Raw genomic sequence first — 13,350 nt, 5'->3', positions numbered from 1 at the left:
TGGATGTTTGAGCGCAATCTAGTACTTAATAGCAGTGCTATTTTGGGGAAAGGCTGATGAATCTTAGCTTTCGCAAACACATATTGCACAACCTACATGCAACATTAGCTCAGTACTAACAAGCTCAGAGCCAATACTTGATGGGATGGCTAGCCCGATGAAAATTCTGTGTCTCGGCTAAACCCTATACATTTTAACCGAGACACCTTTACCATACTAAGAGACGCGGACTAAGCTGCTTTTTCGACAACCTAGTCCAATCCGCTTAACACTACCAAACCAAGGTTAAACTAGCGCTCAACTCGCGACCGGTTTCATATAGCCGATCTCCCACAGGCACATCTGTTTCGGCCACCCGATTGACGCCACCAAGGTGAGGTTGATAGGCCTTATCAAATAGGTTTTTGGCTGCCAAAGACAAACTAATATGCTTGTTAAAGCGATACTCACCAGACAAGTTAATCAGTCCATAGCCTGCACTTTGTGTTTCACTTTGAAGCTGCGATACCTGATGCTGCGCTGCGAACAGCTGTGATTCTATGGATACCGTCAGTTGCTGATTACGCCAATGTAATTGGGTCATCAAGCTAGCCGGGGCAATGCGGTATAAGGGTTGATCAATGTCATCTCGGGTTCCACGCACCCAGCTGGCAGTCATACCCAAGTCGATTTTGTCGCTTAATTGCGCTGTCACAAGTATGTCGGCTCCCCAAATAGTCGCATCGGTATTTTGCCATTGTAGCGGTTGAGCACCACTCATCATGGTCGACACCATATTGGCTAAAGGATCTTCTGAAGGAGTACCGACTATATAATCTTGAACAGCTTGATAAAATACTCTTGGAGCAATAGTCAGGGCATCGCTGTAATAACTGACACCTAGATCGACTTGGCGGCTAGTTTCGTGGTTTAACTCAAGGTTACCCAAGTAATTTTTACCATCGGCTAAACCCGCGGAAATACCTAGGGGCAACCATACATATAATTCTGTATAGCTTGGGGCCCGATTCTTTTGTGCTATCGCGGCTTGCCATTGCCAAGCGCCATCGAATGAGCCCTGTGCGTGAGCACTGACATCCGCGAAAGAAAAGTGAAGGTCCCGTTCTGATTGATTGAAGCGCCCCACCAGTGCCGCAAGATTTGGATTCATCATAGCCATACTATTCGCTACACCACCGGCTTGCATATCCACCTGGGTAAAACGGCTGCCCAAAGTCAATTCCGCTAATTCAGTTTCAGTTACCCATTCTAGATAGGCACTTTTGCGGGTGCGCTCAACCTGATTGAAATTGTTTATATTTAAACTTCCCACTAGCGGGTTGGTAATGACTGAATTGTGCTGGTTATTATGCCAACTTAGCCCTGCTGTTAACGCCCCAATGTCTAGCGTATTTTGCCATACCCCTTCGTAACCCCGAGCGATGCTGTCTACGGTATTCAGCCTAGCCTTTAGAGGCGAGCTAAGTGGTCTATGCTCAAAATTATTCATACCATGTTGATTGCTGTTGCCATAGACTTTGAGTTGTAATTGGCTGTCGGAACCTGCCACATTTAGGCCAGAGTAGGTGTAATTGAGTCGATACCAAGCGGCATCAATATATTTAATGTCCATCGCCAGCGCCGGAGTACCACTTTCATTGGTATCAATACGCTGATATACACCATGCAGCATATGCTGGCCGTTACGAACGCCTAATTCAGAGCCAAAACCAGAACGGTTGTAAAAACTATTTGGCACTGCAAGGCCGCGTCCATCCTCAACTTGGTCACGCTGTTGTTGCAAACCATTAAAACTGGCAAAAAGCCTATCCGAAGAGTAGCCAATTTGCCCAGTGTAATGTCGTGCACTGCCTTGATCAGTTCCTTGCATCTTGGCCTGTGCAGCAATTTTAGGCTTGGTTGAGAATCGCTGCTGTATATCGGTTTCAACTTTAACCGCCCCACCTAGGGTCTCTACACCTGCTGAAACCGGAGCGATTCCGCGATAGAAGGTCAGTTTGCTCGCAGGTTTCGATACCACATGAGATAGCGGTGGATCCATCCCATTTGGACCTGCACCATCGATGGGTGCGCCGTCAATGCTTATCGCTAATCTGTCACCAAACAACCCCCGATATTGTGGGATACCTGAGACAGGGCCGTTACCATTCACACTCATTCCGGGTAATCGGTTCAAGCTATCTCGATAATCTGTTGAGCTATCAGTTAGCCTTTGAATATCAAGATCTATTTTAGTGCTCTGCTGATGACCAAGGACTTCAATCGTTTCTACTTTTTCGATGCTATTGGCATATACAGCCAAAGAAATGCTGCTAAAAGCACTGATAACGGCAATATTACATACCATTGAAATGTTGTTTCTTTTCATTGTTGTTCTCTTGAACTGAGGCGCTTACGCGCACAAAACTTCTCGATACCAGCTCACACTGGCAAAACGTTAGGATTTAATGTTCAAGCAAAAACAGGCGGGGCGCGGGAGTGCGCTGTTTGATAGGGATAGGCCGTATAAGGCTGCTGTGCCAATCGTTCTAATCTGGCTGTATAGCTGACAAACTGACTCAACACACTATGACTTTGCATGGCCAGAGCGTTTTTGAAATCTGACATGACCTTATCAGGACACAAATTTTCTATGGGAAACTCAGAGGCTTCTTCAGGCGCATCAACAAACACGAAATGATTAAATTGGTTACTCTGTGACAACGAAATCCACTTCATTTCTTTGCCCGTACAGATAAGCTCAATGTCATTGAAACTTTGCAAACGCAACTGCTCTAACTGCTGACCATTCAACAGCAAGCGCAAACCGCCCTGCAGCAACAACGTCAGGCAAAGAACATAACAAAGTTTGTGTTTCAACGAATTAATGGCTGGGATTTCCTTTTTGAGCGTGGAAATAGTTTACGAAATCAGCACTATAGTGCAAGGGATTTATTCGTCATGCTGGTGATTCTTGTCGTTACTATTTCGCCATCGACCCGGACTAACTTGATAGAGTTGCTTAAATCGATGGGCGAAACTGGCACTGTCGGCATATCCCACCGTATCAGCGATTTGCTCTAAGCTATAGTGAGTGTAACGCAGCAAATAGCAGGCATATTCCATACGACTGTGGGTAAGCAACTTCATTGGCGTTTTACCGGTTTCTTTTTTACATAGCCGATAAAATTGGGGCTCTGATATATGCAACTCGGCCGCTAACGACTTTACACTCCATGGTAGTTGCAATTGTTTGGTTACGCTGCGCATCAATGCCTGAAAGCGTTGCTGCTGGACACTTTGGGTGGGTGTCTTTTTAAGTGTCTGTTCAATTTGATAAAGTAGCACTTCGATTAGTCTAAGTTGAATGTCAGGCTGATAGTGACCATCACTGTGATCAAAGTCCCTGATCATTGCCATGACTTGGTATAGCAGCGCAGCATTTTCACTTTGCCAAACACCCGCGTTGAGTTGGCGAATAAACTGGTATTCCGGACAGTCATGTAGCAACAACCAACACATATCCCAATGATCGCCATCCAGTTCGTACAAAAACGGGGTGCCTGCTGGTATCAGCATAATGGTATTCGGGGAAACCGCTTGTTGACCGCTATCTAGACTAAGGGTGGCCCCGCCTGATTTGGTTGAAATTAAGTAATGAACATGCACCCGATCATTTTGCTGACCATTGAAATACTCACCTTTACCGGTTTTACCGACTCGATATTCGCTGCGTAGATGTGACACCCCTGCACAGGCTATAAAGCTCTTACCCTTACCCGGAAGAGAGTCGAAGTTGAAGAAGTCTTCTTCGCAACTCGGATCGATGTTGAGAATATCTCTCCACATATTTTTAACCATAATGATAGTTTTAGACATAATACATGATATTCGCAATTATGTTTATTTGCTTGAAATCTTATAAAATGCACCACCCTGACTGCCCACTAATATTTAACTAAACACAACGGAGCCTATGCAACCTAATCGCACATCCACATTAAGACAAAGTCTTAAACTTGCTTGGCCAATTTCACTGCAAAGTATTTTGGTGACCATGCTGGGTATGAGCGACATTGTAATGGTCGGTCATCTGGGTGATGCCGCCGTTGCCTCTGTTGGATTGGGTAATCGTATTCAGTTTGTGGTGTTGATAATTTTGTCGGGCCTTGCGGCCGGTGTGGGCGTGTTGTCAGCACAGTATAATGGCGCTGGTAAAACTGGCCTGATAAGTCCTGTCATCATAAAGTCACTGGTTATTGGGGCTGGGGTATTGCTACCTGTGGTGTTACTGACCTTTGCCTTTGGCGATCATATTGTCGGCTTAGGAACCACAGATCCAGTCATCATCAATACAGGCGAAACTTATCTATGGGTCACTATGCCCAGCTTAGCCTTTATCATCGTAGTCATGGTGTTTGAAAATGCCTTGCGTGGCTTTAGCCAAGTCAAACTTCCGATGGTGCTTGGCAGTATTGCAATTTTTATCAATATCGCCCTCAATTATTGGTTGATAAACGGCGGATTGGGCATTGATGCCTTAGGCGTTTTAGGCGCTGCTTGGGCAACCTTCATTGCGCGAGGATTGCATGCGTTGATGATTATTTACTGTCTGGCGAAAAGTAAACATGAGGTCTTCCCCACTCGCCTGAATAGTCAGCAGTTCTATCAAAAACAGCAATGGATACATTTAATTAAATTAGTCTGGCCGATGATGGTGAGCTTTGGCGTCTGGTCAATTGGAACCTTTGTTTATCAGCTGATATTTGGACGCATTGGGACCCAAGAATTGGCGGTCATGAGCCTGATGGCTCCGCTTGAGGGCTTGTTGATTTCGTTCTTTTTCGGTTTTGCTTCTGCTTGCTCTATTCTGGTGGGGCAGCGACTTGGACAAGACGCTTTTGCGTCTGCCTGGTCGGTCGCCCGCGGTTTTGCTATTAGCGCGCCGATAGTGACCTTTTTATTGGCGCTGGGAATGTTAAGTTTGGAATCTGTAGTGTTCATGCCCTATACCAATCTGCAGCCTGAAACCCTTAGTGTCGCCCATAACATTTTTATGTTGATCACCTTCGGAACCTGCATCAAAGTATTCAATATGACAGCGTCTATGGGTATCTTGCGCGCTGGCGGCGACAACAAGCACTGTATGCTGATTGATATTTCCGGCATGTGGATAATAGGCATTCCGCTGACCGTTGCCGCCGCATTTTATTTTAACTTGTCGCTATACTGGGTGGTGCTAGTAACCTATTCAGAAGAAATCACCAAATCCATCATGTTTGTTTATCGCATGCGCGCAAAACACTGGCTGCGCAATTTGACCGTGCAGACGCCATCAACCACTTCTACAGGTTTAACTTAATAGGATAATCAACATAGCTGCTAAGCCGCCTGAAACAGGTTGCGCTGATATGTTATTGGCATTGTCAGCTATCAATATGTAAATAATGTATTTGTACACGGCACTGCAACAACCTAATAACTTAACCATAAATAGTTTTTATCAGGTATAATGCCCCTCCAGCTATCCCCTGCTGGGTTTAGCCATCTGCATGTGAATTCTGCAAATAGATATCCTGATAGGAACCTAATGAAAAAAACATTTGATCTCACTCATCCCAAAATTAATATTGACCGTATGGTTGACTCGGTTAAACATGAAATTAAGAAATACCTTAAGCGAGAACGAAATAAGTCACTTCCAGAAGGTATTGGATATTGGGAATTTGACTGTAAGTTCGGCGTAACAGAAGCTGTTGCCAAGAAAGTATATTTGAAAGAAATAAATAAAATGATAGATGAATCAGTGGCCAATGGGGCAACGTCGTTTTATGTGGAAATATTAGCCAAGCCCGGGGAAATGAAAACGGTTTGATAAATACAGGCAAGCATTTTGGATAATGGTTGCCCATTAAAAAGTCCGCTTTCAAATCGACGCCTCAAGCTAAATCGAAAATATATAGCATGTCATTCAAGACCATAAATCAGAATAAACAACGGCAATCTCTAGAGGATTACGATGAAATCTGCATCTTTGGTTCTGGGGTGCATATAAAGAAACCCATGATATTTTCGATCATCTAGATTATCGATAGAAGAAAGCTTATCAACGCTATAAAGTGGATATCTATTTCAATGCCTCTTTCGGTGAAGCTGTAAAGGTAACCAGTTGCAAGAAATTTTCTAAGCTGCCTGTGCGGCAGTGAACCGGTAGGCACAGGCCTGTCATTACGTGGAACATTTCTAAGCTGCCTGTGCGGCAGTGAACTGCATCACCTCTGCTGCCTAGCATCTGCATTTTTTCTAAGCTGCCTGTGCGGCAGTGAACTTCGACCAACTTCATCAATGTCATCTTCGCCGTTTCTAAGCTGCCTGTGCGGCAGTGAACAGCTTGCGCCGCTGTTTTAACTAGATAAATAATTTCTAAGCTGCCTGTGCGGCAGTGAACTATCTGCAGCGCTTTCGTCTGTTCCGTCTATATTTCTAAGCTGCCTGTGCGGCAGTGAACAGACAGGAATCAAGCCGCTTGATGATGTGATTTTTCTAAGCTGCCTGTGCGGCAGTGAACAAAGCCACTGCCTTGATGCCAATTATTATAAATTTCTAAGCTGCCTGTGCGGCAGTGAACGGTCAGGCTGATTGCTTGTGCGATGTTGCTGTTTTCTAAGCTGCCTGTGCGGCAGTGAACGGATTGTGTCATCGAAGTCAAAATCAGGCTCATTTCTAAGCTGCCTGTGCGGCAGTGAACTGGCCAGTGGAGAGGTCAGCGATAGAGTCAGTTTTCTAAGCTGCCTGTGCGGCAGTGAACTACACGATGAATTGCAAAGAGTGGCCCGGCGATTTCTAAGCTGCCTGTGCGGCAGTGAACAAATGCCTTATTGGTATCAATTCGGAATGTTTTTTCTAAGCTGCCTGTGCGGCAGTGAACTTGGCGTAATTAGCCAATTAAAAAACCTTAATTTTCTAAGCTGCCTGTGCGGCAGTGAACATCAAGATGAAATTATTTTTCGGGATGTCAGTTTTCTAAGCTGCCTGTGCGGCAGTGAACTTAAGTTAGAAGCACCTAACGCCTTATCGAATTTTCTAAGCTGCCTGTGCGGCAGTGAACATGCTTGGGTTGATCTTGGTACTATCCCTGACTTTCTAAGCTGCCTGTGCGGCAGTGAACACAACCATCATAAATCGAGCTAGTGTGCGTATTTTCTAAGCTGCCTGTGCGGCAGTGAACTCCTAAGTGATCACGGTGATTGTGGGGCTAACTTTCTAAGCTGCCTGTGCGGCAGTGAACACATTATTGATGTGTTTATTGGTGATATGGATTTTCTAAGCTGCCTGTGCGGCAGTGAACAACATAAGTGCTGCCATAAGTATTCGTGTTGTTTTCTAAGCTGCCTGTGCGGCAGTGAACGCATCAGCTGTTAACCCAGTAACCTCGGTAATTTTCTAAGCTGCCTGTGCGGCAGTGAACTGCCTTTCGATCTGGAGGTTCCAGAGTTTAGCTTTCTAAGCTGCCTGTGCGGCAGTGAACAGCTAGAAGTTTTCTTTTTCTTCTTGCTGTTTTTTCTAAGCTGCCTGTGCGGCAGTGAACGGGCTAAAGTACTATGTAAAAACTCCTGCACATTTCTAAGCTGCCTGTGCGGCAGTGAACACGTGGCTCAAGTTGAGCTATGGATTATGAATTTTCTAAGCTGCCTGTGCGGCAGTGAACTTGTGAACCAAAAAGTGCGTTATATTCGTTCTTTTCTAAGCTGCCTGTGCGGCAGTGAACATAACAGTGGGATCGTTTGAATCCATTGTGGATTTCTAAGCTGCCTGTGCGGCAGTGAACTGAAATCCGCACGTCTAAAGCCGATTCGACATTTTCTAAGCTGCCTGTGCGGCAGTGAACATCCATTCATAAATACTCATGCTGCCTCCGGTTTTCTAAGCTGCCTGTGCGGCAGTGAACCACAGCGGGTAGCGTAGGCGCAATTCTTCGTATTTCTAAGCTGCCTGTGCGGCAGTGAACTTGACTTCATTGATTCTAATTACACCATTAAATTTCTAAGCTGCCTGTGCGGCAGTGAACGCTTGTGATTTCAATGTTGCCTATTTCTTTCATTTCTAAGCTGCCTGTGCGGCAGTGAACGACCCGGTTAAAGATGTATCGGCCAGTGAAAATTTCTAAGCTGCCTGTGCGGCAGTGAACGTCTAGAAGATACCACTCCAATAAAAGTTGATTTTCTAAGCTGCCTGTGCGGCAGTGAACACAACCAAGTTAACATCTCTTGCATACCTGAGTTTCTAAGCTGCCTGTGCGGCAGTGAACGGAATTAATTCTAATTATTACACAGGGGAAAGTTTCTAAGCTGCCTGTGCGGCAGTGAACATGCGCCCTCACCTATTTAGTAATAACACTGTTTTCTAAGCTGCCTGTGCGGCAGTGAACGATTTAAATTATTTTACTGGTCGGAGCAGTTATTTCTAAGCTGCCTGTGCGGCAGTGAACATTTTTTAGATCACTTAGAATCTCTATTTAGTTTTCTAAGCTGCCTGTGCGGCAGTGAACTAGTTATGCCCTTGTTTCTGCTTTTTAATTACTTTCTAAGCTGCCTGTGCGGCAGTGAACAATTTCCGGATAGTTGGGTAAATAGCGCCGCCTTTCTAAGCTGCCTGTGCGGCAGTGAACATCGTTTATAGGTGGTGGTTATATACCTGATGTTTCTAAGCTGCCTGTGCGGCAGTGAACTGCAACTCTTTGCTTCATTGCTTTATTCGGTATTTCTAAGCTGCCTGTGCGGCAGTGAACTAAATCTTTAATTGTTTTAAATTCCCCTGAATTTTCTAAGCTGCCTGTGCGGCAGTGAACTGCAAGCCTTAGCCGGTGTTTGGTTTGTTAGATTTCTAAGCTGCCTGTGCGGCAGTGAACTGTAAAGATTTAATCTCTTTATTATTTCCTATTTTCTAAGCTGCCTGTGCGGCAGTGAACTTTATTTGCGCTTACTCCGCTGCCCTTTGGTGTTTCTAAGCTGCCTGTGCGGCAGTGAACTGTGCGGGGCTGCGAAGTAAAACGCTAATATTTTTCTAAGCTGCCTGTGCGGCAGTGAACATTGTCGAATGATAGCACTACCGCGTCAAATATTTCTAAGCTGCCTGTGCGGCAGTGAACATATAACCGGTGGAGCATTTGCATACTCCGGCTTTCTAAGCTGCCTGTGCGGCAGTGAACGAGTAAGAAGAACATATGAAGCTGTAGTATTATTTCTAAGCTGCCTGTGCGGCAGTGAACCTATTGACTTGAACTCTTGGCTTGAACAGTGTTTTCTAAGCTGCCTGTGCGGCAGTGAACATGTTTGATTGCCTCTTCTTTAGCTTTTAGAATTTCTAAGCTGCCTGTGCGGCAGTGAACTAAAATCAACTTTAGACAATCCATACTTAAACTTTCTAAGCTGCCTGTGCGGCAGTGAACCTGGCGCTTTTACGTAACCAACAGGTCCAACATTTCTAAGCTGCCTGTGCGGCAGTGAACTAGATTACCAAATTCGGCTAGTTGATCATCTGTTTCTAAGCTGCCTGTGCGGCAGTGAACCTAATGCTGATTCGTTCGGATGGGACTGTGATTTTCTAAGCTGCCTGTGCGGCAGTGAACCTCTTGAAAAACAATGGTCCCGCCAACCTTTGTTTCTAAGCTGCCTGTGCGGCAGTGAACAAGCAAAGGCGGTATATTCACCACCGCAGAGCTTTCTAAGCTGCCTGTGCGGCAGTGAACCTTGGGAAGCCGCCCCATACACCTTCTTCTGTTTTCTAAGCTGCCTGTGCGGCAGTGAACGTATGGTGCTGCACTGGCAATCAAGGGTTTACTTTCTAAGCTGCCTGTGCGGCAGTGAACTTCTGAGCCTTCGAATATGGATTCTGGATGATTTTCTAAGCTGCCTGTGCGGCAGTGAACACAGATCTGAAAGCCAGAATTGAAAAGCTGGATTTCTAAGCTGCCTGTGCGGCAGTGAACAGTTCCTTACCAAGCAGACTTTGACAGACAAGTTTCTAAGCTGCCTGTGCGGCAGTGAACAATTACTAGCGCAAGCGTAGATGCAACATTCTTTTCTAAGCTGCCTGTGCGGCAGTGAACATGCCGATGCTAAAGGTGTATTGGACGCATCTTTTCTAAGCTGCCTGTGCGGCAGTGAACGACCTGCAATGTCAAAGTCTATATTCCCAGATTTTCTAAGCTGCCTGTGCGGCAGTGAACCCGCGCTAATTTCTATTGGTATTTCTGGTGTTTTTCTAAGCTGCCTGTGCGGCAGTGAACGCAACATCTCCCACAACAGCGGCCGGACTTGTTTTCTAAGCTGCCTGTGCGGCAGTGAACCAATATTGAATGATACGCTTCCGTCTGGCTGTTTTCTAAGCTGCCTGTGCGGCAGTGAACGCAGGTCTATCACTGTTTCCGGACTTGATCAATTTCTAAGCTGCCTGTGCGGCAGTGAACTACACGAAGGGCATAAGGTAGAACATACTAACTTTCTAAGCTGCCTGTGCGGCAGTGAACTTTTTGCTTATGATATCGAGCCTGACACGTCTTTTCTAAGCTGCCTGTGCGGCAGTGAACTGGTGGCTGGGTTTGGTTTATTCTTGTTGCCTTTTCTAAGCTGCCTGTGCGGCAGTGAACCACAGGCTGCAACTGATGGTGATGTTGCAGACTTTCTAAGCTGCCTGTGCGGCAGTGAACTACCTTGAATCTATTCCTATAGACCACCTAAATTTCTAAGCTGCCTGTGCGGCAGTGAACCTTTGAAGTTGATACAGTTGGCAAACATCAATTTTCTAAGCTGCCTGTGCGGCAGTGAACTGGGCTGTTTAGAGGCGATAATATGCTAATGGTTTCTAAGCTGCCTGTGCGGCAGTGAACGACAAGTTGGTATTCTCGGCGAGTACAACATATTTCTAAGCTGCCTGTGCGGCAGTGAACTACAATGCAGCCATTAGTATGTTCAACCTTGTTTTCTAAGCTGCCTGTGCGGCAGTGAACTGAATATATACTCCATACTAGATCTTAAAGTTTTTCTAAGCTGCCTGTGCGGCAGTGAACCCAGGCAGATGGCATAGGCACTGGCTCATTCATTTCTAAGCTGCCTGTGCGGCAGTGAACTTCATAATACCCTTGTCTGTCAAAGTCTGCTTTTTCTAAGCTGCCTGTGCGGCAGTGAACTGCAACTCTTTGCTTCATTGCTTTATTTGGAATTTCTAAGCTGCCTGTGCGGCAGTGAACTCACAATAGTATGGTTTGCACCTCTTGTTGTTTTTCTAAGCTGCCTGTGCGGCAGTGAACTAACGGGATGGTTAAAGGCGTTGTGTCACAATTTTCTAAGCTGCCTGTGCGGCAGTGAACAGTTTCTGCGGTTAAACATCATTGATTTAACATTTCTAAGCTGCCTGTGCGGCAGTGAACGTATTGACGATAACCTTTCTGATGCAGAGTTGTTTCTAAGCTGCCTGTGCGGCAGTGAACAATAGAATAACGTTAAAAAAATAAGTTACAACAAGTAGATAGGCAAAAATTTGCACTTTTTACCTATGTTTTTTCTACCTATTGTAACTAATTGATTTTATTGATTATTGTTAAAGAGCAATTTTATTGGGTAATTAGGGAAGTTGAGTACCTTAATAAAAATAACCCTCTGTATATGGCGGGTTATTCAATGCGTTCACTAACAATTAATGGTAATTCTTTAAAACCAAGGCACTGTGGCGGTTTTAGACAGGCCATAACAATCAAATTTACCGTTTACAGGTTTATCAAAAAAAGTTTGCTCGATAAACAGTAAAAACTGACTTGATACGCCCTGTTGTAGCCGCTTTTTCGTTTGCTGGCTTTCAACATTAATAAAAGGTAAAGATGATTTAACATATTGAGACTTTGCTTGTAATTCACTTAAACATGTCTCGTAATCAACATTAAATTTTTCAGAAATATGTTTTGCTTTTTTAAGCAACTGAGTTTCAATACGGCTTTCACCTTTAACACGTTTTTGCATAAAACGAGCATACTGGGGCACATCAGAAGGTACAGGTTTGACAGGCTCAATATAGCAATAATCACTTAGCCTATTTAACCAACGATGGATATCTAGTTTCTGCAAAACATCCTCACTGGCAGCCAATAAACGCAATTGTTTACCTAAGGGAAAATCCTTATCACCGTAACCAACAATAGAAAGTGCAACGGCTGATTCGTTGTCAGCCACTTTGTTATCCACCAGCGCAATATGGACTTGCTGAAATGCCTTCTGCCATATAAAACCAAGGTTCGCTTCAGCGTCTGGCAATAGGGTAATGTCGAGATAATATTTCATCTCAGTTCCTTATTTATCGCTTTCGCCGAACACGCCACCACGAACTAGCGTCGCCATCACATAATGCTCATCTTCAACACGCGCTAGCTTCTCACCCCTCGCCCACGCATCAAAGAAAGTATAAAAATCTTGTTTATCCGATGGCGTTCGATAAGCTTTACCAAGGTTAGTAACTGCACCATAGGGTTCAATAGCAATAGGGCCCGCGCTAGTTTCAGCGTCAGAAAACTCAGGATACCAAGTATCTATGGTACGTAGAGCATTGCCAATTTTTTGCGAATGCATAGCGGCTATTCCATTAACATTGTATAAAATTTTACTTTTCTCGCCCTTACCTTTATCCAGCACTAATTCTTCGCTGGGGTAAACTTCCTGAGCCTTTCCAGCTTTTACAAAACAACTAACGTCCAATAACAAAAAGTCGTTTGCACTTGCTAAAACTTTCGCAATATACGTCGCAAGATTATTGATAGCGTCATCATTAAAATCAAAGTTACGGGTACTAAATTGTGTTGCATCAAAAACCCAAGATTCATCGACATTGCTATTCTTGGCTTTAACTTGCACCTCAATCTTTTCTGCACCAACCCGATTACGCCATAAAAAACGTGCATTAGCGATGTTACTCGCATATCGGCGTGCCAGCTCGGTAAAAGCCTGACTAGCAATATACTCACTGGCCGCCGCACTGTAACTTTGTTTAAACAAAGCATTATTACAAGCAGATGGCTGAGTGATACCGCCCAAAACTTTGATGGTAAATTGCAGGTTCAAGGTATCTTGTTCAGGTGCAAGTGCACAGGCATCTACACGTTGTAAGTTAGCTTTTTCTACTTCTGCGTTTAACTTAGCCGAGTCACTTTTAATGGCGGCTTTCAAGCGATTTGATATGGTGCCACGTACCGATTTTTCTCGTAAGGCAAGAGGCGTTATTTGACTACGAGCATCCCACGCAGTCCCATACATATAACCATCACTGGTAACTAATTTTTTTTCAAATGCCAATACAGATGCAATGTTGTCTTTTTTAGCCATGATA

The 13,350-nt window shown here is 44.6% G+C and carries 7 protein-coding genes and 1 CRISPR repeat array; of the genes, 2 read left to right on the top strand and 5 right to left on the bottom strand.

Annotated elements, in window-relative coordinates:
* Window positions 1–271 precede the first annotated feature (271 nt).
* From QR722_RS06445 to QR722_RS06435, 3 genes are all read right to left on the bottom strand, one after another.
* Window positions 272–2,368 carry a TonB-dependent receptor plug domain-containing protein gene (locus tag QR722_RS06445; protein ID WP_286286371.1) on the bottom strand — a complete coding sequence of 699 codons (2,097 nt, stop codon included), beginning with the start codon at window positions 2,366–2,368 and terminating at the stop codon, window positions 272–274.
* Window positions 2,369–2,451: 83 nt separating this feature from the next.
* Window positions 2,452–2,859, bottom strand: a complete 408-nt coding sequence (locus tag QR722_RS06440) for a hypothetical protein (RefSeq protein WP_286286369.1) — start codon at window positions 2,857–2,859, stop codon at window positions 2,452–2,454.
* A gap of 72 nt (window positions 2,860–2,931) precedes the next feature.
* The gene (locus QR722_RS06435) at window positions 2,932–3,828 is read right to left on the bottom strand and encodes a helix-turn-helix transcriptional regulator (protein WP_286286367.1); all 897 of its coding nucleotides are present in this window, start codon (window positions 3,826–3,828) and stop codon (window positions 2,932–2,934) included.
* Between the two features lie 127 nt (window positions 3,829–3,955).
* Here QR722_RS06435 and QR722_RS06430 point away from each other — a divergent pair, with 127 nt between their 5' ends.
* A complete protein-coding gene (locus tag QR722_RS06430) occupies window positions 3,956–5,341 on the top strand; it encodes an MATE family efflux transporter (protein ID WP_286286365.1) in 1,386 nt (461 codons plus the stop codon).
* Window positions 5,342–5,569: 228 nt separating this feature from the next.
* Window positions 5,570–5,854 carry a DUF6172 family protein gene (locus QR722_RS06425; protein ID WP_286286362.1) on the top strand — a complete coding sequence of 95 codons (285 nt, stop codon included), beginning with the start codon at window positions 5,570–5,572 and terminating at the stop codon, window positions 5,852–5,854.
* A 305-nt stretch (window positions 5,855–6,159) separates the two neighbouring features.
* Window positions 6,160–11,467: direct repeats of the CRISPR family, unit length 28 nt; unit sequence TTTCTAAGCTGCCTGTGCGGCAGTGAAC.
* Between the two features lie 220 nt (window positions 11,468–11,687).
* Here the strand turns inward: QR722_RS06425 and cas6f are convergent.
* Window positions 11,688–12,311: a type I-F CRISPR-associated endoribonuclease Cas6/Csy4 gene (gene cas6f / locus QR722_RS06420; protein ID WP_286286359.1), complete on the bottom strand. Its 624-nt coding sequence runs from the start codon at window positions 12,309–12,311 to the stop codon at window positions 11,688–11,690.
* 9 nt (window positions 12,312–12,320) lie between these two features.
* A complete protein-coding gene (csy3, locus tag QR722_RS06415) occupies window positions 12,321–13,346 on the bottom strand; it encodes a type I-F CRISPR-associated protein Csy3 (protein ID WP_286286357.1) in 1,026 nt (341 codons plus the stop codon).
* Between the last annotated feature and the right edge of the window lie 4 nt (window positions 13,347–13,350).

Origin of the sequence: Aliiglaciecola sp. LCG003, from assembly GCF_030316135.1 — a bacterium.
Taxonomy (GTDB): domain Bacteria; phylum Pseudomonadota; class Gammaproteobacteria; order Enterobacterales; family Alteromonadaceae; genus Aliiglaciecola.
Note: the sequence above shows the minus strand (reverse complement) of the source record. Positions and strands in the feature narration are given on the sequence as shown.

Excerpts from the sequence above, each read along its gene's own strand:
- QR722_RS06445 (WP_286286371.1), bottom strand. The coding sequence starts at position 2,368 with ATGAAAAGAAACAACATTTCAATGGTATGTAATATTGCCGTTATCAGT.
- QR722_RS06435 (WP_286286367.1), bottom strand. The coding sequence starts at position 3,828 with ATGTGGAGAGATATTCTCAACATCGATCCGAGTTGCGAAGAAGACTTC.
- QR722_RS06430 (WP_286286365.1), top strand. The coding sequence starts at position 3,956 with ATGCAACCTAATCGCACATCCACATTAAGACAAAGTCTTAAACTTGCT.
- QR722_RS06425 (WP_286286362.1), top strand. The coding sequence starts at position 5,570 with ATGAAAAAAACATTTGATCTCACTCATCCCAAAATTAATATTGACCGT.
- cas6f (WP_286286359.1), bottom strand. The coding sequence starts at position 12,311 with ATGAAATATTATCTCGACATTACCCTATTGCCAGACGCTGAAGCGAAC.
- csy3 (WP_286286357.1), bottom strand. The coding sequence starts at position 13,346 with ATGGCTAAAAAAGACAACATTGCATCTGTATTGGCATTTGAAAAAAAA.